The sequence below is a fragment of the Methyloversatilis sp. RAC08 genome (genome assembly GCF_001713355.1).
GTDB lineage: Bacteria > Pseudomonadota > Gammaproteobacteria > Burkholderiales > Rhodocyclaceae > Methyloversatilis.
In genome coordinates, this window is the sequence record NZ_CP016448.1 from 779,285 (window position 1) to 798,319 (window position 19,035).

19 protein-coding genes are annotated in these 19,035 nt (G+C 64.4%); 6 read left to right on the forward strand and 13 right to left on the reverse strand.

Annotation, left to right across the window (positions count from 1 at the left end):
• Nucleotides 1–23: 23 nt before the first annotated feature.
• The 6 genes from BSY238_RS03520 (at nucleotide 24) to BSY238_RS03540 (ending at nucleotide 6,812) form a co-directional block, all read left to right on the forward strand.
• Nucleotides 24–1,157 carry a hypothetical protein gene (locus BSY238_RS03520; RefSeq protein WP_069037926.1) on the forward strand — a complete coding sequence of 378 codons (1,134 nt, stop codon included), beginning with the start codon at nucleotides 24–26 and terminating at the stop codon, nucleotides 1,155–1,157.
• Nucleotides 1,158–1,418: 261 nt separating this feature from the next.
• Nucleotides 1,419–1,622 carry a hypothetical protein gene (locus BSY238_RS18295; RefSeq protein ID WP_190295051.1) on the forward strand — a complete coding sequence of 68 codons (204 nt, stop codon included), beginning with the start codon at nucleotides 1,419–1,421 and terminating at the stop codon, nucleotides 1,620–1,622.
• Nucleotides 1,623–1,759: 137 nt separating this feature from the next.
• Nucleotides 1,760–4,156 carry a putative bifunctional diguanylate cyclase/phosphodiesterase gene (locus BSY238_RS03525; RefSeq protein WP_069037927.1) on the forward strand — a complete coding sequence of 799 codons (2,397 nt, stop codon included), beginning with the start codon at nucleotides 1,760–1,762 and terminating at the stop codon, nucleotides 4,154–4,156.
• Between the two features lie 114 nt (nucleotides 4,157–4,270).
• On the forward strand, nucleotides 4,271–5,086 hold the full coding sequence (locus BSY238_RS03530) for a UDP-2,3-diacylglucosamine diphosphatase (protein ID WP_083223909.1): 816 nt from the start codon (nucleotides 4,271–4,273) through the stop codon (nucleotides 5,084–5,086).
• Between the two features lie 240 nt (nucleotides 5,087–5,326).
• Nucleotides 5,327–6,073, forward strand: a complete 747-nt coding sequence (locus tag BSY238_RS03535) for an SDR family oxidoreductase (RefSeq protein ID WP_069037929.1) — start codon at nucleotides 5,327–5,329, stop codon at nucleotides 6,071–6,073.
• Nucleotides 6,074–6,605: 532 nt separating this feature from the next.
• Nucleotides 6,606–6,812 (forward strand): hypothetical protein, encoded by a 207-nt coding sequence (locus BSY238_RS03540; RefSeq protein ID WP_150123876.1) that lies wholly within the window; start codon nucleotides 6,606–6,608, stop codon nucleotides 6,810–6,812.
• Nucleotides 6,813–7,068: 256 nt separating this feature from the next.
• On the opposite strand, the gene ispF is transcribed toward BSY238_RS03540, so the two are convergent.
• The 13 genes from ispF to BSY238_RS03605 all read right to left on the reverse strand — a co-directional run bounded on the left by ispF (nucleotide 7,069) and on the right by BSY238_RS03605 (nucleotide 18,895).
• Nucleotides 7,069–7,593: a 2-C-methyl-D-erythritol 2,4-cyclodiphosphate synthase gene (ispF, locus tag BSY238_RS03545; RefSeq protein WP_069037931.1), complete on the reverse strand. Its 525-nt coding sequence runs from the start codon at nucleotides 7,591–7,593 to the stop codon at nucleotides 7,069–7,071.
• Complete coding sequence (gene ispD / locus BSY238_RS03550; protein ID WP_069037932.1) at nucleotides 7,590–8,285, reverse strand: 2-C-methyl-D-erythritol 4-phosphate cytidylyltransferase; 696 nt, start codon at nucleotides 8,283–8,285, stop codon at nucleotides 7,590–7,592. Before ispD ends, ispF begins: the two co-directional genes overlap by 4 nt.
• Before the next feature lie 5 nt (nucleotides 8,286–8,290).
• Nucleotides 8,291–9,505 carry an O-succinylhomoserine sulfhydrylase gene (locus tag BSY238_RS03555; protein ID WP_069040428.1) on the reverse strand — a complete coding sequence of 405 codons (1,215 nt, stop codon included), beginning with the start codon at nucleotides 9,503–9,505 and terminating at the stop codon, nucleotides 8,291–8,293.
• Nucleotides 9,506–9,796: 291 nt separating this feature from the next.
• Nucleotides 9,797–11,326 carry an amidophosphoribosyltransferase gene (gene purF, locus BSY238_RS03560; protein ID WP_069037933.1) on the reverse strand — a complete coding sequence of 510 codons (1,530 nt, stop codon included), beginning with the start codon at nucleotides 11,324–11,326 and terminating at the stop codon, nucleotides 9,797–9,799.
• A 5-nt stretch (nucleotides 11,327–11,331) separates the two neighbouring features.
• The gene (locus BSY238_RS03565) at nucleotides 11,332–11,766 is read right to left on the reverse strand and encodes a CvpA family protein (protein WP_236952609.1); all 435 of its coding nucleotides are present in this window, start codon (nucleotides 11,764–11,766) and stop codon (nucleotides 11,332–11,334) included.
• Between the two features lie 56 nt (nucleotides 11,767–11,822).
• Nucleotides 11,823–12,470 carry an SPOR domain-containing protein gene (locus BSY238_RS03570; RefSeq protein ID WP_069037935.1) on the reverse strand — a complete coding sequence of 216 codons (648 nt, stop codon included), beginning with the start codon at nucleotides 12,468–12,470 and terminating at the stop codon, nucleotides 11,823–11,825.
• 24 nt (nucleotides 12,471–12,494) lie between these two features.
• Nucleotides 12,495–13,787: a bifunctional tetrahydrofolate synthase/dihydrofolate synthase gene (gene folC, locus BSY238_RS03575; protein ID WP_069037936.1), complete on the reverse strand. Its 1,293-nt coding sequence runs from the start codon at nucleotides 13,785–13,787 to the stop codon at nucleotides 12,495–12,497.
• A gap of 58 nt (nucleotides 13,788–13,845) precedes the next feature.
• Nucleotides 13,846–14,715, reverse strand: a complete 870-nt coding sequence (gene accD / locus BSY238_RS03580; protein WP_069037937.1) for an acetyl-CoA carboxylase, carboxyltransferase subunit beta — start codon at nucleotides 14,713–14,715, stop codon at nucleotides 13,846–13,848.
• A complete protein-coding gene (gene trpA / locus BSY238_RS03585; RefSeq protein ID WP_069037938.1) occupies nucleotides 14,712–15,524 on the reverse strand; it encodes a tryptophan synthase subunit alpha in 813 nt (270 codons plus the stop codon). Before trpA ends, accD begins: the two co-directional genes overlap by 4 nt.
• A gap of 64 nt (nucleotides 15,525–15,588) precedes the next feature.
• Complete coding sequence (trpB, locus tag BSY238_RS03590) at nucleotides 15,589–16,821, reverse strand: tryptophan synthase subunit beta (RefSeq protein WP_069037939.1); 1,233 nt, start codon at nucleotides 16,819–16,821, stop codon at nucleotides 15,589–15,591.
• On the reverse strand, nucleotides 16,796–17,434 hold the full coding sequence (locus BSY238_RS03595; RefSeq protein WP_083223910.1) for a phosphoribosylanthranilate isomerase: 639 nt from the start codon (nucleotides 17,432–17,434) through the stop codon (nucleotides 16,796–16,798). Before BSY238_RS03595 ends, trpB begins: the two co-directional genes overlap by 26 nt.
• 38 nt (nucleotides 17,435–17,472) lie before the next feature.
• Nucleotides 17,473–18,267, reverse strand: a complete 795-nt coding sequence (gene truA, locus BSY238_RS03600) for a tRNA pseudouridine(38-40) synthase TruA (RefSeq protein WP_069037940.1) — start codon at nucleotides 18,265–18,267, stop codon at nucleotides 17,473–17,475.
• A gap of 1 nt (nucleotide 18,268) precedes the next feature.
• Nucleotides 18,269–18,895: a hypothetical protein gene (locus BSY238_RS03605; protein WP_150123877.1), complete on the reverse strand. Its 627-nt coding sequence runs from the start codon at nucleotides 18,893–18,895 to the stop codon at nucleotides 18,269–18,271.
• Nucleotides 18,896–19,035: the final 140 nt, after the last annotated feature.

The window sequence follows — 19,035 nt, forward strand, 5'->3', positions numbered from 1 at the left end:
GCACACCAAAGGACACTCACCCCATGACGAAGAGGACTTCCCGCCTGCGACGCGGGCCGCTCGCCTTCACGCTCGCTACCGGTCTGGCCGCCGCGGGCAATGCCTTCGCCGGCCCGACCTTCACCGGACCGGGCGACAGTTCGCTGACGCTCGGGCTGTGGTCGAGCGCAGCCTATACGAGCGCCGAACAGGCCGACGGGTCGCATGACAGCGACCTGCGGCTCGATTCATTCCGCATCATCACGGTCGCGAGATTCACGAAACAGATCGGCCTGATGACCAATTTCGCGCGCCTGTCGGGTGAGTCGATGCGCCTGCTCGATCTGGTCGGGCAATTCACACTGACCGACAGCGTCAATCTGTGGGTCGGCCGCCACGTCGTGCCGGGCGACCGGCAGCAGATGGCCGGGCCCTACTTCGCCAATGTGTGGGAGTACCCCATGGTGTCGCGCAACCCCAACGCCTACACCGGGCGCGATGACGGTGCGACGTTGTGGGGCAGCGTGTTCGACCGTCGGCTGCAATACATGGTCGGCGCATTCCAGGGCAAGAACCGCGGTGAGGACATGTCGAACGCGTCGCATCAGCTGCTGTACGCGACCCGCTTCGCATGGAGCTTCCGCGACCGGGAATCGGAGTATTTCAACAGCAACCACTACTACGGTGAAAAGGAAATACTGACCCTCGGCGCCGCCTGGCGGACCCAGAAGGACGGCGTAGGCACAGCGCTGAACCGCGGTGACTACACCGCCTGGAGCCTCGACGCACTGATGCAGACACGCCTGTCCGACGGCGCCGTGGTGACGCTCGAAGGCGCCTGGTACGACTACGACACCGACGGCGTCGCCGACATTTCACCGGCCGATCCGGGCTGCAGCCGTGTCACGAACTGCGGCGGTGCCGTCCAGGGCGACGCCTGGCTGGTCACGGCCGGCTACCTGTTCCCGACGAAGATCGGCATCGGCCGCTTCGAGCCGAACATCCGCTATCAGGAATTCCGGCCCGACACAGGCGCCCGCAACGACCAGTGGGACGTCGGCGTGAATTACGTCATTTCGGGTCATAACGCGCGGCTGAGTGCCTTTTACTCAGAGATGGGCAGCGACGGCGCAAGCTCGCGCAACCGCTTCATCCTCGGGCTGCAACTGATGTACTGATCGCGCTCGACATGCCGGCACGCAAGCTGCCCGACAGGTCGCGCGCAGGACACGCTGCGGTGTGCCCATTTTTCGGCTGCCGCAACATCGGCACGGGAGCCGCCCCGTCCGCCCCTCCGTTTGTGTGGACAAGTGTATCCACCCACGGCGTGCCGAACATCGATCCGAGTGACGGAGCGTGCCCGCCGTGCCGGACATCCGCCTGCCGCGAACGGGCAGCCCGGACAACCGGATGGTGGCGCCGCGACCAAGGAAAAATTGTTGAAAGACAATGGAAATTCATTTCCCATCAAACACCTGCGTTATTTCATCGTCGATCCGGGCGGCCATCGCGCATCCGTCCTCAATGTTTCCGACGACAGTCCGACCGACGAGCGTGTGAAAGCATGCATGCACTGTGACCACCCCGACAGACACCCGGACGCACTGGCCGGAACACCTTCGCCCGCTCAAGCAGTCGCCTGAGTAAGCCGATACACATCGACCATCAACTCAACAACCGGGTCACACTGCCCGCCGACCCGATGGACGTGGATCCCCCGTCACTTGCGACTGCCGTTCGCTGCCCGTCCACTGCTGCAGCGACGAAGACCGGCGCAGGCATGCTGACCCGAGCCCGCGATGCCATCAGGCGCTTCTTCCGCCTGTACGAACCCGATGATGTCCTGGCCGCGCGCTATCGCGGTCGTCAGATCGAAGCCATGCTGCGCTTCACCCCTGTGGCCATGGCCATCAACGTCACCAACGCGATCGTGGTGGTACTGACCGCGTGGTCCTACGGCCTGCGTCTTTTCCTCGTGTGCTGGGCGCTCGCGGTGACGATTGCCGCCTGCATGGGTCTGCGCGGCTGGCTGCGAGCCCGTTGCCGCAGTATCGAAACCGCTTCGCCGAGAACATTCCGACACGCCAGCATGCAGGCCGGCGTACTCGCGGCACTGTGGGCAAGCATGGCCATCGTGCTGTTCCCGTCACCGGATGATTCGCTGCGGCTGTTCGTCGGCCTGGTGACCACCGGCATGATCTGCGGCGGAGGCTTCGCATTGTCCAGCGTGCCCGGCGCGGCGACCAGCTACGTGGCCGTACTGGGCACCGGCAGCGCCGTCGCCGTGGCACTGTCCGACATGGATCATGCTTCGGGCATCGGCATCATGCTCGCGGCCTACAGCCTGATCGTCATCTTCAGCGCGTGGACGACGGCGCGCAACTTCGTCGCGCGACTCGTCGCAGAAATGAAGGCCGATCAGCAAAGCGAGGTGATCGCCTTGCTTTTGCGCGATTTCGAGAACCACGCCAGCGATGTACTTTGGGAACTCGATCGATACGGACGTTTCATCCATGCATCGAAGCGGCTCGAAGCCTGTCTGCACCTGACGTCCCAGGAGGCCCTCAGCAAGAGAGCGGCGCAGCTGCTCCGGCATCGCCTTGGCCGCTCGCCCGAAGAACGTGCAGCGGCCTGGCAGCGCCTTCGTCACGTCTTTCTCGGACGCAAGCCCTTTCGCGATGAAATCATTCATCTTGTCGGCAAGGGCGGTGCGCAGAGCTGGTCGCTGAGCGCCAGTCCGCTGTACGACAGCCGCGGAAAGTGGGCCGGATGGCGGGGCGTGGCGACCGAGATCACGGCGCGCCAGATGGCTGTGGAACGGATGGAATGGCTGGCACATCACGACACGCTGACAGGCCTTTTCAACCGTGCCTACTTGCGCTCGGCACTGCGCGAACGTCTGACATGCACCACCGGCAAACGCTTTGCGGTCGTGTGTTTCGACCTCGACGGCTTCAAGAAGATCAACGATACGCTGGGCCATGCCGCTGGCGACAGCTATCTGCAGGAATTCAGTCGGCGGCTGAAGGCCTGCCTGACGAATGAGGATGTCGCAAGTCGAACCGGCGGCGACGAATTCGCGCTCTTGCTGCCCGATCTGTGTCGCGAGGAGGATATCGCGGCAAGACTTGAGGCGCTGAATGCCTTGCTGGCAGCACCCTGCCGGATCGCCGGCCACATCGTACCGATGCGCACCAGCATGGGCATCGCGCTTGCGCCGAAAGACGGACATGACGTGGACAGCCTGCTCGGCTCCGCTGATCTTGCGCTCTACGCCGCGAAACGCGATGGCGGCGCGTGCTGGCGATTCTTTGACCTGTCGATGAGCGAACAGGCGCGTCGCCGGACCGTGCTCGAGATGGCCCTGCGCGATGCCATCGCCGACCGGCAGCTGCATCTTGCCTTCCAGCCACAACTGATGTTGAGCAGCAGTTCCATCTGCGGCTTCGAGGCCTTGCTGCGCTGGCGCCATCCGGAACTTGGCGACATTTCTCCGGCCGAGTTCATCCCGATCGCAGAAGCGACCGGTCAGATGGAAGGCATCGGCAATTGGGTGCTGGACGAAGCGAGCCGGCATGCCGCGACCTGGCCCGACACCATTTCAGTCTCCATCAATGTGTCCGCGGTGCAGCTGGGTACCGACAGTTTTCTGCACCACGTGCTGCAATCATCGGCCGTGGTCGCACCGCAGAGGGTCGAATTCGAGATCACCGAATCACTGCTGCTCGAATGCACCGACTCTGCCGCTGCACAGTTGCGCGATCTGCGCGCCATGGGCTACCGCATCGCGCTTGACGACTTCGGGACCGGCTATTCAGCGCTCACCTATCTGCGCACCTTCTCCTTCGACACACTGAAGATCGACCAGAGCTTCGTGCGCGACATGGGCAAGTCGGACAAGGCATGTGCCATCGTCGATACATTGCTGGCGATGTCGGTCGCACTGAACATGCAGACGGTCGCCGAAGGCGTCGAAACCCTGTCGGACTTCCAGACCCTGAGCAGAAAGAAATGCGGAATGGTCCAGGGCTATCTGGTCAGTCGGCCGATCCCCCCGGCGGATGTCGCCGGGTTCCTTGTCACGTGGCGCGGCATTGCGGGCGTTCCGGCCGTGGCGTACGCGGATGGAAGGTCGCGCCCGAAAGGCACACCGAATCACATCCCTGTCGCCTTTTGAATCCGGCCGCTGCGCCGGATCGCGACGACGGATGAGCGACGGAGCGCACGGTGCAACTTAAAAAATCCACCGGACGTCACTGCCCTGTCACACGTACAAGCTTGAATCCACGGTGTGAATGCTCCAGATCCCCTCGTGCGCCACGTCCGGGCCATCTTCCTGTCGGACATCCATCTCGGTACGCGCGGATGTCAGGCCGAGGCGCTGCTCGATTTTCTTCGTTACCACGAATCCGATTATCTCTACCTGGTCGGAGACATCATCGACTTCTGGGCGATGAGCCGCTCGATCCACTGGACCCCGGCACAGAACACCGTAGTTCAGAAAGTGTTGCGGCGCGCTCGCAAGGGAACGCAGGTCGTCTTCATCCCGGGTAATCACGACGAGGCGCTGCGCGAATATGCCGGGACGGTGTTCGGTGACATTGCGGTCCATCTTGATCGTATCCATGTCGCCGCAGACGGCAAGCGCTACTGGCTGGTGCATGGCGACGACTTCGACCAGGTGACGCGCCATCATCGCTGGGTCGCACTGCTCGGCGACGTGGCCTACAACGCGCTCGTGCGGATCAATGCGTGGATGTCGCGCGTGCGCCGCCGGCTTGGCATTGCCGGCTACTGGTCACTGGCCGGCTACGCCAAGCGCAAGGTGAAGAGCGCGGTGAGTTTCATCTATGACTTCGAGGACTCGGTCATGCACGAGGCGCGCAGCCGGGGCGTCGATGGCGTCATCTGCGGCCACATCCATGCGGTCGCACAGCGCACCATCGACGGGCTCGTCTACATGAACTGCGGTGACTGGGTGGACAGTTGCACCGCCATTGTCGAACATGCTGACGGCCAATTTTCCGTCGTCGACTGGGGCCAGGCGCTGCGCAGCCCGGGTGTCGGCATGACGCTGCCGGTCGCCGAGGAAGTGATGGGCCACTGAGCGCGGTCGTGCGAGGCCTAGACTCAATGCTGCCATTTTCAGTCATCGGCAACTGCTCCGGACTTTCGGACACCTTTTTTCTGCAAAGCACTTGAATCGGGGTCCTGCCGCGCAAGTTCCCCCTGAGTGCGGGCGGCCGCGTCGCGCCCGCTGGCCGGCCGGCGGCATTCGCGCTAAGGTGTGCTCCCGGCTGCCGCGCAAGCGTCCCGGGCCCTGAAATCTCCGATTCATCCGTACAGCATGGAGCGAATCATCGTCATCACGGGCGGCAGTCGCGGTATCGGCGCGGCGACTGCGCGTCTGGCCGCCGCGCAGGGCGATGCCGTAGTGGTCAGCTACCTGCGGCAGCGCGCTGCCGCTGAGGCACTGGTCCGCGACATCACCCACGCCGGCGGCACGGCGCTCGCACTGGCGGCCGACGTGAGCATCGAGGCGGACGTGGAACGGCTGTTCCGCGACGTCGATAGCGCCTTCGGCGGCCTGTCGGCGCTGGTGAACAATGCCGGCATGCTCGAAGCGCAGAGCCGGGTCGAAGACATGGGCGCGGCGCGACTGACCCGCATCTTCGCAACCAATGTGATCGGCAGCATGCTGTGCGCACGCGAGGCAGTGCGCCGCATGTCGCGCCGACATGGCGGCGCCGGCGGCGCCATCGTCAATCTGTCGTCGGCCGCGTCGCGGCTTGGCTCGCCCGATGAGTACGTCGACTACGCCGCGTCGAAGGGTGCCATCGACACCTTCACCATCGGTCTGGCGAAGGAAGTGGCGGCTGATGGCATTCGCGTGAACGCGGTCCGCCCCGGCGTCATCCGCACGGACATCCACGCCGCTGGCGGCGAACCCGATCGGGTGAACCGGGTGAAATCATCGGTGCCGCTGCAGCGCGGCGGCGAGCCGGAAGAAGTGGCGCGCGCCATCCTGTGGTTGCTGTCGGACGACGCTTCGTACACCACCGGCGCACTGCTGGACGTCAGCGGCGGCCGCTGAGCCGTTCCGGCCGACAGTTCGACACGTCGAAATGCGCCCCGCGACCGTTCGCGGGGCCAGGCTTTGATGACGCGACGCAACAGCCTCGGTTCACCCGAAACCAACCAGACAGACCCGCGCACATCAAGGCACTCGCGAGAACTTATCGCGCTAATCTTTTGCTGGCAACGAAGAATCTGCTGATGTGCAATGCCGGCGCACCTTTGCGGACGATGCGTCGCCGACAGCGGTCGAGCCGACTGCGGAAGATGGTGCGGCGCAGAAGCAATATTCCTCAACACATTGTTTCAACAAGAAAAAACAGTTTAAAAAAACCCTTGAAACGGCTTGATTGATGTCTTACTTTGAATCTGGCAGCCAGCATGTCGCAGGCTGAATCAACCCACGGAGTGCAGGTAGCGGGGCCCAAGGGACACAAGAAAAGCCGCGCGCGATACAGCGCTGACGGCGTAACCGGAATCACCAGTGGTCAATGGTTGCACTCAGTTTCTATTCAAGGCTCACGTCACAGACATCTCAACGGAGGTTGGTTATGACAATGCTCACACTGGATCAGGCGAAGGCTCTTTTCAACAGCGGCAAGGCGGCACAGATGTCGACGATGTACAACCACCACAGCAACAAGACATTCGGGGTGGTCGACAATCGTTCGGCGAAGCGCACCGATCACTACCTCATCGGCGAAGGGGATCTCACCCACGTGGTTCCGGAAAAGTCTCCGACCTTCGATAGGGCGTGATGTCGCGGTCACCGCACGGCGGCACCCGTGTCGGTGCCGGCCGAAAACCCGTTGATCCGACTGTACCTGTCACCATCCGGCTCACACCGGAACAACGCGAGGTACTGAGGCGACGTGGCGTCGCAAAATGGTTGCGACCGCTGCTCGACAAGACAGGCTGACAGGTTTCCTGCTTCATTCGCCGCCGGCGCTCTGCACGCCGGCGGCGTTTTTCATTCTGGCGGACCGCATTCAGCATGCAGACCTCTTGTGATCGTCACCCCATGGAAGGTGGCGGTGGCGCAATCAGCAGGGCTACGGCCTGCGCCGCAATGCCTTCACCGCGACCTGTATAACCCAGCTTTTCGGACGTCTTTCCCTTGACGTTTACGGCGTTCGGCGCGATGCCGCAGTCAGCCGCGATGTGGGCTGTCATCTGTGCCGCATGCGGCGTGATCTTCGGCTGTTCGCAGATCACCGTCGCATCGATGTTGCCAATCTGCCAGCCGGTCAGGCGCACTCGCCTGACCGCTTCGCGCAGCAGCTCACGGCTGTCGGCGCCTGCGTAGGTCGCATCGGTGTCCGGGAACAGCCGGCCGATGTCGCCCAGGCCGGCAGCACCGAGCAGGGCATCGGTGATCGCGTGCAGCAGCACATCCGCGTCGGAATGACCGAGCAGGCCCTTCTCATGCGGAATGTCGACGCCGCCGATGATGCACTTGCGGCCGGCGACAAGTCGGTGGACGTCAAAGCCCTGACCGATGCGGAAGGGAAGCGGTGCCGCTTGTATAAGGTTGTTCATTGCGATGCCTCCCGGGTGCGCAGGATCAATTCGGCCAGATCCATGTCTTCCGGCCAGGTCACCTTCAGGTTGCCGGCGCTCGATGCAACCAGCTTCGGCGCCAGTCCCGCCGCCTCGATCGCCGAAGCCTCGTCGGTGACATCGGTGCCGCGATCGAGCGCGTCGTGCAGCAGCGCAAGCCGGAACATCTGCGGTGTCTGCGCCTGCCACATGGCCGCACGTGGCACGGTGCATTCCACCCGGCCATGGGCGTCGGCGCGCTTGAGCGTGTCGGCGACCGGCACGGCGAGCAGGCCGCCGACGGCGTCATCGGCCAGTTCGGTGATCAACCTGTCCAGCAGCTGACGGCCAAGGCAGGGACGCGCGGCGTCGTGCACCAGCACCCAGTCGTCAGGGCGCGCCCAGCCGGTCAGTTCGAACAGGCCGTTGCGCACCGACACCGCCCGGCTGGCACCGCCGCAATGCACCGGCATCAGTTTCGGCCCGAGCGCCGACCAGTCGTGGTCGCGCCAGTACAGGTCGTCCGGCGACAGCACGACCACCACCCGGTCGATGCGCGGATGCGCACACAATGTGGCCAGCGCATGATGGATCAGCGGTTTGCCGGCCAGCGGCAGATACTGCTTCGGCAGATGCGCACCGAAACGGCTGCCGCTGCCGGCGGCGGGAACGAGTGCGATGTGGCGCGGCATGCGGCTCAGACGGCCAGCCAGCGCGACAGGTCGCGCTTCATGTCGTCGACCGATTCCAGGCCTATGGCAAGCCGGATGAGGCTGTCCTTGATGCCCGAGGCGTCGCGCGCCTCCTGAGAAATACGGCCATGCGTCGTCGTCGCCGGGTGCGTGATCGTCGTTTTGGTGTCGCCCAGATTGGCGGTGATGGACAGCATGCGGGTCGAATCGATCAACGCCCATGCCTCGTCGCGCCCGCCCTGCACCTCGAACGCCACCACCGCGGCGCCGGACTTCTGTTGGCGCATCGCGATCGCATGCTGTGGGTGCGACGGCAATCCGGGGTAGTAGACGCGATCTACCCACGGCTGCTTCTCAAGCCAGATGGACAGTTCATGGGCCTTCGCCGACTGCGCTTCCATGCGGATCGCCAGCGTTTCCAGCCCCTTCAGGATGATCCAGGCGTTGAACGGCGACAGCGTGGGGCCGGCCGTGCGCAGGAAGCGCAGCACCTCGTCCATCTCCGCCTTGCGGCCGCACACCGCGCCGCCGAGCACGCGGCCCTGCCCGTCCAGATACTTGGTGGCCGAGTGGATGATGATGTCGGCCCCCAGTTCGAGCGGCTTCTGCAGCGCCGGCGAACAGAAGCAGTTGTCGACCGCCAGCAGCGCACCAGCCTCATGCGCCACCTCGGCGACGGCCGCGATGTCGATCACCTCGGTCAGCGGGTTCGACGGCGTTTCGATGAAGAACAGCCGGGTGGTCGGCCGCACGGCCGCACGGTAGGCCGCGATGTCCGTCGCATCGACCAGCGTGGTCGAAATGCCGAACTTTTCGAAGTAATTGGCGAACAGCTGCTGGGTCGAGCCGAAAATGCTGCGCGAGGCGATGATGTGGTCGCCGCCCTTGAGCAGCGCCATCACCATCGACAGGATGGCCGACATGCCGGAGCTGGTCGCCACACACGCTTCGGCGCCTTCCAGCGCGGCGAGGCGGTCCTGCATCATCGTGACCGTCGGATTGGTGAAACGCGCGTAAACGTTGCCGGGTGTGGCTCCGGAAAAACGCGCCGCCGCCTCGGCGGCATTGTTGAACACGAAGCTCGATGTCAGATAGAGCGCTTCGCTGTGTTCGCCGAACTGGCTGCGCTCGATGCCGGCGCGCACCGCCAGTGTTTCCGGATCGTACTGCTCCGGATCGAATGCCGCCCGTTCGGACGGCCGATGTTCAGAACTGCTCATGCTGTGCTCCAGCCGGCGCAAGTGCCGGCAACCAGGTATCGAAAAAGCAGAAGACGGAAAAGCGAAACCACCGGCCCAAATGAAAAACCCGTTTTGCCTGTAGGGCAAAACGGGTTCGGGAATGCATTCGTTTCGCCGCTTTAGCCGTATTTGTCCGGGTCGATGTCTCGACGAAACGTCAACCCGCGCGCCCGCAAGCTGGATTCAAATCGGCGCGAATGCCGACATTACTGCCGGTTCGCCGGGCAGGTCAAGCCGGATATCGGGAAAGCTCATGAGCCGGAGACATGCTCAGGCGTTTTCTTCCGACGTGACCAGATTCAGGTCGAGCTGACCGCTGTCGTCTTCGGACTGTCGCGGCGCGCCCTTGCGCTGGTTCTCGACGCCATCGAGGTAGGCGGCGGTCACATCGCCGGTGACGTAGCAGCCATCGAAGCACGACGTTTCGAACTGTTCGATCGACGGGTTGCAAGCGGTGATCGAGGCCTTGAGCATGTCCAGTGTCTGGTAGATCAATTCGTCGGCACCGATGGCGACGCGGATTTCCTCGTCTGAGCGGTTGGCTGCTATCAGCTCGTCGCGCGTCGGCATGTCGATTCCGTACACGTTGGCGAAACGCACCGGCGGCGCAGCCGACGCGAAGTACACCTTGAGCGCGCCCGCTTCGCGCGCCATCGCAACGATTTCCTGGCTGGTCGTGCCGCGCACGATCGAGTCATCGACCAGCAGCACGTTCTTGCCGCGGAACTCCTGCGTGATCGCATTGAGCTTCTGGCGCACCGATTTGCGGCGTACCGCCTGGCCCGGCATGATGAAGGTGCGGCCGATGTAGCGGTTCTTCACGAACCCCTCGCGGTACGGTACGTCGAGCACGCGGGCCAGTTCCATCGCCGACGGACGGCTCGAATCCGGGATAGGGATGACCGCGTCGATCTGCAGCCCGCCGTGGTCGCGCTGGATCTTCTGGGCGAGGAATTCGCCCATCTTCACGCGCGACTCATACACCGACACGCCATCCATCAGTGAATCCGGACGCGCCAGATAGACGTATTCGAACAGACAGGGCGCCTGGGTCGGATGCGCCGCGCACTGCAGCGACTGCATCGTGCCCTCCGGCGAGATGAGTACGGCTTCGCCCGGCGCGATGTCGCGCAGCAGCGTGAAGCCCAGCGTATCGAGCGCGACGCTTTCCGAAGCGACCAGCCATTCGGTGCCCTGTTCGGTCTCGTGTGTGCCGATGACCAGCGGGCGGATGCCGTACGGGTCGCGGAACGCCAGCAGGCCAAAGCCGGCGATCATCGCCACCACGGCGTAAGCGCCTCGACAGCGGCGATGCACGCCAGCCACGGCGCGGAACACCGTCTGCTCGTCGAAGGTCGGCCGCTCGCGCAGCGACTGCATCATTTCGTGCGCCAGCACGTTCAGCAGCACTTCGGAATCCGACGTGGTGTTGATGTGCCGCAGGTCGGTGCGGAACATGTCGACCTTCAGTTCTTCCGAATTCGTCAGGTTGCCGTTGTGCGCCAGCACGATGCCGAACGGCGAATTGACGTAGAAGGGCTGCGCCTCGGCCGCGTTGTAGGCGGATCCGGCCGTCGGGTAGCGCACGTGCGCAATACCCCAGTCACCGAGCAGGGTACGCATGTTGCGCGTGCGGAACACATCGCGCACCAGTCCGGAACTCTTGTGCATGTGGAACTTCTGGCCCTGCGCGGTGGCGATGCCGGCCGCGTCCTGGCCGCGGTGCTGCAGCACGAGCAGTCCGTCGTACAGGAGCTGATTGACGGGAGAGGTGGCAACGACGCCGAGTATTCCGCACATGATGGTCAGGCCTTAAATCGAATCTTCTTTGCCACTGCATCCGGCAGCCACGGGCGCAGGGCGATTGCTGCAGTTTCCAGCGGCGGCGTCAGCGCCGCCGCGCGCCACCACGGTTGTTCGGGGGCGGGCGTGAAGGCCGCACCGACCACGATCAGAAGCAGTATAAATGCGGCCCGAGCCAGCCCGAACAAGCCCCCCAGCACACGATCGGGAAAATCGAGCCCGGTCGCCTTGATCAGCGAGCGCAAAACCCAGCGCAATACGCCGCACAACAGCAGCACCGCGACGAAGGCGAGCGCGAAACCGCTGACCATGCGCAAGCCCGGATCCTGCAGGCCGGCCGGCAGCAGCATGGCGACATCGGCGCCGAACTGCCGAGCGACAATGAAGGCGAGCACCCAAGCCGCCAGAGCAATCACTTCGCTGACCAGACCGCGCATCAACCCGATCGCCGTGGACACCGCCACGATGGCGATCAGGATGTAGTCCAGCACGGTCATGCAGCCGGCGCCATCATGGAACGCATGCCGGCACCTTCAAGCTTGCGCTGCGCGGCTTCGGCTGCTGCGCGAGTTGGGAACGGGCCGACCTTTACGCGCGTACGCGACTGGCCGTTTTCCAGCTTTACCGGTTCGGTAAAGGTCGGAAAGCCCAGCTCCTTGGCACGCGCGCGGAGTTTGGCCACATTGGCGGCATCGCTGAACACCCCCAGTTGCAATGCGAAGGATCCCGACTTGCCATCGAGCAGGGCCGCCACGCGAGACGCTTCGCTGACTGGCGCGGGCGCAGCAGCCTGTTTGGTCGGCTCGGCCTTTGGTGGCACGGCAACCGGCGCGGGTGGCGAAGGCGGCACAACAGGAACTGATTCGGTCGTCGCCGGCGCAGCAGATTCGGTATCCGGCGGCGCAGGCGGAATCATTACATCGGCGTCAGCCGGTTCGGGTCGAGCCGGCTGGGCCAGCGCCGGCAGGCTGTCACGCGGCGGAATGCGCACGGCGATGTCCTGCGCCGGGGCACGCGGCTCGTGGTCCATCACGACCGGCAGCACGATGGCCGCGGTCAGTGCCAGTGCGATGGCACCGAGCAGGCGCCGGCGGGCGCGCTTGCGCAACTCAGTCTGGAGGTCAGGGGCGGTAGAAGCCACGTCGGGCGCATCCTGCGGGTGGGTTCAGCCTTTTGCAGGCAAGGGCGAGCGCGCGTATTCGCGCATGACTTCGGCGACGGTGAGGAAGGATCCGAACACGACGATTCTATCATCTGCACCCACCCGTTCCCGGGTGGCCTGCCACGCATCGACCGGACTGGCGAAGGTCGACACGCTGCCCGGAATACCTTGTTCGGCGATCATTGCAGCGATGTCGCTGGCGAGCGTACCGCGCGGACCGCCGAGATCGCACAGCATCCAGTGGTCGATGCGTCCCTTGAGCCGGTCGAGCACGCCCGCGATGTCCTTGTCGCGCAGCATGCCGAGCACGGCCCAGGTTTCCGGGTAGAACCCCATGCTCGACAGGTTCTCGTTCAGCACCGAGGCGGCGTGCGGGTTGTGCGCGACGTCGAAGATGACGGCCGGCCGGCCGGGCATCACCTGGAAGCGACCCGGCAGTTCGACCGTGGCCAGCCCGAGACGGATGTCACCGACCGACACCGGGACCTGGTCGGACATGGCGTCCAGCGCCGTGATCACCGCCGATGCATTCAGCAGCTGGTTGGCACCGCGCAACGCCGGATAGCCCAGCCCGCCACGCTTGACCAGCCGTTCAGGCTCGCGCCGCCAGTAGCCCCACTGCTGCCGGTCACCGCCAAAGCCGAAATCGCGGCCTGACACCTTGAGCACCGCGCCGATCGTTTGGGCGTACTCGATCACCGTGGCTGGCGGCATCGGATCACCGACGATGGCCGGCCGCCCTGCACGGAAGATGCCGGCCTTCTCGCGGCCGATCAGCTCTCGCGTATCACCGAGATATTCCATGTGGTCGAGATCGACGCTGGTGACGATGGCGCAATCGGCATCGAATGCGTTCACGGCATCAAGACGGCCGCCCAGCCCAACTTCCATCACGATCACATCGAGCTCGGCGCGCTCGAACACCTGCCACGCGCCCAAGGTGCCGAACTCGAAGTAGGTCAGCGCGGTATCGCCGCGCGCCTGTTCGACCTCGGCAAAGCCGGCGCACAGTGCGTCATCGCTGGCCGGTTCGCCGTTGATGCGAACGCGTTCGTTGTAGGCCAGCAGGTGCGGCGACGTGTAGGTGCCGACGCGATAGCCTGCGCATCGCAGGATGCGTTCGAGCATCGCACAGGTCGAGCCCTTGCCATTGGTGCCGCCGACGATGAACAGCGGAACGCGCTGCGTGATGCCGAGCGCCGCCTTGACGCTGAGCACGCGGTCCAGCCCGAGCTGGATCACCTTCGGATGCAGGCCTTCGAGGTGCTGCAGCCACTCGGTCAGCGTCAGTGGCATGTGATCGACGGGCCGGACACGGTTGTCACGCGACGCAGGGGACGCGGATGCTGACGGTTCAGCACGTCAATGCCGGCATACGTTGCAATGCGGACAGCAGGCCGGCGATGCGGTCAGGCATTTCGCGCCGATCGACAATCATGTCGACAGCGCCCTTCTCGACCAGGAACTCTGCGCGCTGGAATCCTTCCGGAAGTTTTTCGCGCACGGTCTGTTCGATCACGCGCGGGCCGGCGAAGCCTATCAGCGCGCCCGGCTCGGCGATGACGATGTCGCCCATGAACGCAAAGCTGGCCGACACACCGCCCATGGTCGGATCGGTCAGCACCGAAATGAAGGGCAGCCTGTGCTGCGCAAGCTGGGTCAGCGCAGCGGTGGTCTTGGCCATCTGCATCAATGAAAAGAGACCTTCCTGCATGCGAGCACCGCCACTGGCCGCGATGCACACGAAGGGCAGGCGCTGTTCGACCGCGACGCGCACGCCACGCACGAAGCGTTCGCCAACGACCGAACCCATCGATCCGCCAAGAAATTCGAATTCGAAACAGGCGACAACTACCGGCACCGTCCGGATCGCGCCCTGCATGACGATCAGTGCATCCCCCTCGCCGGTTTCGTCGGCAGCCGCGTTCAGGCGGTCGGCGTAGCGTTTGCTGTCGCGGAACTTCAGCGGATCGACCGGCATGACTTCGGCGCCGATCTCGAAGCGGCCTTCACGGTCGAGCAGGGAATCAAGGCGTACGCGGGCGCGTACCCGCGAGTGGTGATTGCACTTCGGGCAGACGCCGGTATTGGCCGCCAGATCGGCGGTGTAGAGCACGGCTTCGCAAGCCGGGCACTTCGACCACAGGCCTTCGGGAACCGACTTGCGCCCAGCTGCCTCGCTGCGGTTTATCTTCGGCGGCAGCAGCTTCTGCAGCCAGCTCATGCCGTCACCTCGACGCTGTCCATCGCAGCGCGGATGCCGCTCAGCAGCGTCTTCACGCGCGGCAGTATTTGGTCTGCCGGGCTGTTCTCGATTTCCTCGATGATGCGGCTGCCGATGACGACCGCGTCCGCCACCGCCGCCAGCGCCTTCGCCGAGGCGCCATCACGCACGCCGAAGCCGACGCCAACCGGCAGGCCGACCATGTCGCGAATCAGCGGAATGCGCTTCGATACGGCATCGATGTCGATGTGGCCGGCGCCGGTCACGCCCTTCAAGGATACGTAATAGATGTAGCCGCTGCCGATCTCTCCGACGGCGCGGATGCGAACGTCGGTCGAGGTCGGTGCCAGCAGGAAGATGACATCCAGCCCTGCAGCGCGCACCACCCTGGCGAATTCGCGCGACTCTTCCGGCGGGTAATCCACCACCAGCACGCCATCCGCGCCGGCGGCCGACGCTGCGTCAGCGAAGGCATCTACACCCATTGCCTCGATCGGGTTGGCATAGCCCATCAGTACGACCGGCGTCGTCGTGTTGCGGGTGCGGAATTCGGCTACCGCCGCAATCACCTGGCGCAGCGACACCTTCTTCAGCAACGCCCGTTCGGACGCGCGCTGTATCGTCGGGCCATCGGCCATCGGGTCGGAGAAAGGCACCCCGAGTTCGATGATGTCGGCACCCGCCTCGACCAGCGTGTGCATCAGCGGCACCGTCACCGACAGGTCGGGGTCGCCCGCTGTGACAAATGGAATCAGCGCCTTGCGGCCTGCGGCGTCCAGCGCGGACAGTGTTTGAGTGATTCGGGACATTTTCGGAAACCGTCGCCGGGCGGCTTCCGCCACCCGGCTGACAACAGGATGGTGGAAAAGCTGGTCAGAACTTGATGCCGGACTTCTCGGCCACGGTGTGCATGTCCTTGTCGCCGCGGCCGGACAGATTGACCAGCAGCACCGCGTCCTTCGACATGCCGGCCGCCATCTTCATCGCGTAGGCGACGGCGTGCGACGATTCGAGCGCCGGGATGATGCCTTCCATGCGGCAGGTCTTGTGGAAGGCCGCCAGCGCTTCCTCGTCGTCGATGGCCACATATTCGGCGCGACCGCAGTCCTTCAGCCAGGCGTGCTCCGGGCCGACGCCAGGATAGTCGAGGCCGGCCGACACCGAATGCGTTTCGATGATCTGACCATTTTCATCCTGCAGCAGATAGGTGCGATTGCCGTGCAGCACACCCGGACGTCCGGCACACAGCGACGCCGAATGCATTCCGGTCGAAATGCCGTGCCCGGCCGCCTCGACGCCAATCAGACGCACGTCCGGATAGGGGATGTAGGGATAGAAGATGCCCATCGCATTCGATCCACCGCCAACGCAGGCGATCACGGCATCCGGCTGACGACCGATCATTTCCGGCATCTGCCACTTGCACTCCTCGCCGATGACCGACTGGAAGTCGCGCACCATCATCGGATACGGATGCGGACCGGCCACGGTGCCGATGATGTAGAAGGTGTTGGCGACATTGGTCACCCAGTCACGCATGGCTTCGTTCAGCGCGTCCTTCAAAGTCTTGGAGCCGCATTCGACAGGTACGACCGTGGCACCGAGCAGCTTCATGCGATAGACGTTGGCGGCCTGACGCTTCACGTCCTCGCTGCCCATGTAGACAACGCATTCCATGCCGAGCCTGGCGGCGATCGTCGCGGTGGCGACACCGTGCTGGCCGGCACCGGTTTCCGCGATCACGCGCGGCTTGCCCATGTGCTTGGCCACCATGGCCTGACCGATCACATTGTTGATCTTGTGGGCGCCGGTGTGGTTCAGGTCTTCGCGCTTGAGGTAGATCTGCGCACCACCCGCCGCTTCGGACAGGCGACGCGCGTGGAAGATCGGGCTCGGGCGGCCGACGTAGTGCTTCAGCTCGTACTCGAATTCCGCGCGGAACGCCGGTTCGTCCTTCAGTGACTCGTAGGTATCCCGCAGCTCATCGAGCGCGGCAATCAGGGTTTCCGCAACAAAAGTGCCACCGTACGGACCAAAATGTCCGGTCGTGTCCGGCAGGTTGTAGGCGGAGGCAGATACCTCAGCCGGCAGGTCGAGCTTCCCCATTTTCAACTCCTGATATGAACGCAGCCACCCTGGCCACGTCCTTGATTCCTTTGGCGGATTCAACTCCGCTGCTCACATCGACCGCAGCCGGCGCCACGCGCCGAACCGCGTCTGCCACGGTTTCCGGGTCCAGACCGCCGGACAGGATGACCGGCAGTGGAAGGTCGGGCGGGATCAGCGACCAGTCGAAACTCTTGCCGGAGCCCCCCCAGGCATCGGAGTAGGCATCCAGCAGCAGTGCTCGCGCTGCACGAAACCTGACCGCGTATTCTAGCAAATCCAGCCCCGGCCTCACCCGGACTGCTTTGATGTATGGCAGGCCGAAACGTTCGCAATCATCCGGCGTCTCGTCGCCATGAAACTGCAGGCAATCCAGGCGCGCCCCGCTCGCCGCTTCGCCGATCAATCCAGCATCTTCATTGACGAACAGTCCGACCCGCGTGACGAACGGCGGCACCCGCAACGCCAGCAACGCAGCCCGCTCGACGGTCACCGCGCGCGGGCTGGGCGGATAGAGCACGAAACCGACGGCGTCTACACCGAGCGCCAGGGAAGCTTCGAGGTCACTTTCGCGGGTGAAGCCGCAGATCTTGATACGGGTCTTGCGCACCATGCGTCCTCAAGGATGATCGTAGCAGCATCAGCAGGGCGTCAACCCGGTCCGATCGGCGGAAGCCTCATTCCGCACTGGATTTCCGGCAAATGCCACGCCGCATCGTAGCCCACCCCGACCAGATAGAGGCCACTGGCAGAAAAAGTCGGCGCCCCCAGGCGCCGGTCCCGCCCCGCCAGCAGTTCGCCCACCCAGGACGGATCACGCCGGCTGCACCCCACTTCGACCAGTGCGCCGACGATGTTGCGCACCATGTGATGCAGAAACGCGTTGGCGGTCAGGTCGAGCAGGATCCAGTCGCCCCGACGCACCAGCGACAGTTCAGACAAGGTACGTACAGGACTGTGCGCCTGGCATTCCGACGACCGGAAGGCGGAAAAGTCATGCGTGCCGATCAGATCGGCGCCAGCCGCCTGCATGCGGACCTCGTCGAGCGGACGATGGAACCAGCCGGCAAGCGTGGCTGCCAGCGCCGGACGGACCGGATGGTTGTAAAGGCAATAGCGGTAGCTGCGGGAATGCGCCGAAAAACGCGCGTTGAAATCGTCGGCAACCGGCTTGGCCCAACGCACGGCAACCGACGGGGGCAGCAGCGCATTGCAGCCACGGACCCATGCCATGTCCGGGCGTTGTGCCGAAGTATCGAAATGCACTACCTGAGCCGTCGCGTGCACGCCGGTATCGGTGCGGCCGGATGCCTGCACGCGAACCGGATGAGCCGCAATGGCGGACAAGGCGGCCTCCAGCGTGTCCTGCACCGTCAGGCCGGACGCCTGCGACTGCCAGCCGCGAAAGGCCGATCCGTCGTACTCGACACCGAGCGCGATGCGCACGTCAGGCCCAGTGCCAGAGTGCAAGCAGGCATGCGGCAGCAGCCAGCACGACACGATCCAATGCAGCTAACGGCGCACACGCCTCGACCGGAAGGGACGTTCCGCTGTCGCCTTCTTCCAGCCACGAACGCCAATTGCGTCCCGGCATCCGGTGATCGACTTCGTGCAGTACCAGTTGCAGGCGCAAGGCGAAGCTTCCGGGCGCTGGATGATCCGCCGACAACGGATGAACCAGCCGGTGAATGGCCCCGGTCAGCCGGGCGGGCGTCATCCGATCCAGCAGTATGGCTACGGCTGCGGCCATACCGATCAGCTTGCTCATCGCGGACAGGGCTGCAAGCAAGCCTTCGATACTCGGACCCGCCGGGAAATCAGGTACCAGCAGTCGCCCCGGCGTGGCAAGCGCGAAGGTGAGCAGGATGGCGAGCAGCAGCCAGCGCAGACGGCGCACCAGACGAAGGAAAGGACGCGCGGCCAGAAGGAGGGCGCACGCGATCGACATGCCGGACCACAGCTCATGCCAGGGGGAACCCGCCACCTGCCCGGCAAGCAGCCAGACCAGCCAGAGCGCGAGCAGAGTAGCCGCGTGCAGGCGGGGTGCAGGAGGGTCAGTTTCGGTAACGTACATGGGGATGGCGCAGGCTCATTGCGTCAAGCATAGCGCCGGGCAAGGCCCGAACGAACAGGACTCACCTGCAGATTTTCAGCCGGGGCCCGTTCGGACAGACTGCGCGGAGCGGATCGACCCGAAGGCCGATCCATCGGCGG

What these genes read in the sequence shown, in the direction of transcription:
- BSY238_RS03520 (WP_069037926.1), top strand. Translation starts at nt 24, where the DNA reads ATGACGAAGAGGACTTCCCGCCTGCGACGCGGGCCGCTCGCCTTCACG.
- BSY238_RS03525 (WP_069037927.1), top strand. Translation starts at nt 1,760, where the DNA reads ATGCTGACCCGAGCCCGCGATGCCATCAGGCGCTTCTTCCGCCTGTAC.
- BSY238_RS03535 (WP_069037929.1), top strand. Translation starts at nt 5,327, where the DNA reads ATGGAGCGAATCATCGTCATCACGGGCGGCAGTCGCGGTATCGGCGCG.
- BSY238_RS03540 (WP_150123876.1), top strand. Translation starts at nt 6,606, where the DNA reads ATGACAATGCTCACACTGGATCAGGCGAAGGCTCTTTTCAACAGCGGC.
- ispF (WP_069037931.1), bottom strand. Translation starts at nt 7,593, where the DNA reads ATGAACAACCTTATACAAGCGGCACCGCTTCCCTTCCGCATCGGTCAG.
- ispD (WP_069037932.1), bottom strand. Translation starts at nt 8,285, where the DNA reads ATGCCGCGCCACATCGCACTCGTTCCCGCCGCCGGCAGCGGCAGCCGT.
- BSY238_RS03555 (WP_069040428.1), bottom strand. Translation starts at nt 9,505, where the DNA reads ATGAGCAGTTCTGAACATCGGCCGTCCGAACGGGCGGCATTCGATCCG.
- purF (WP_069037933.1), bottom strand. Translation starts at nt 11,326, where the DNA reads ATGTGCGGAATACTCGGCGTCGTTGCCACCTCTCCCGTCAATCAGCTC.
- BSY238_RS03565 (WP_236952609.1), bottom strand. Translation starts at nt 11,766, where the DNA reads ATGCGCGGTCTGGTCAGCGAAGTGATTGCTCTGGCGGCTTGGGTGCTC.
- folC (WP_069037936.1), bottom strand. Translation starts at nt 13,787, where the DNA reads ATGCCACTGACGCTGACCGAGTGGCTGCAGCACCTCGAAGGCCTGCAT.
- accD (WP_069037937.1), bottom strand. Translation starts at nt 14,715, where the DNA reads ATGAGCTGGCTGCAGAAGCTGCTGCCGCCGAAGATAAACCGCAGCGAG.
- trpA (WP_069037938.1), bottom strand. Translation starts at nt 15,524, where the DNA reads ATGTCCCGAATCACTCAAACACTGTCCGCGCTGGACGCCGCAGGCCGC.
- trpB (WP_069037939.1), bottom strand. Translation starts at nt 16,821, where the DNA reads ATGGGGAAGCTCGACCTGCCGGCTGAGGTATCTGCCTCCGCCTACAAC.
- BSY238_RS03595 (WP_083223910.1), bottom strand. Translation starts at nt 17,434, where the DNA reads ATGGTGCGCAAGACCCGTATCAAGATCTGCGGCTTCACCCGCGAAAGT.
- BSY238_RS03605 (WP_150123877.1), bottom strand. Translation starts at nt 18,895, where the DNA reads ATGTACGTTACCGAAACTGACCCTCCTGCACCCCGCCTGCACGCGGCT.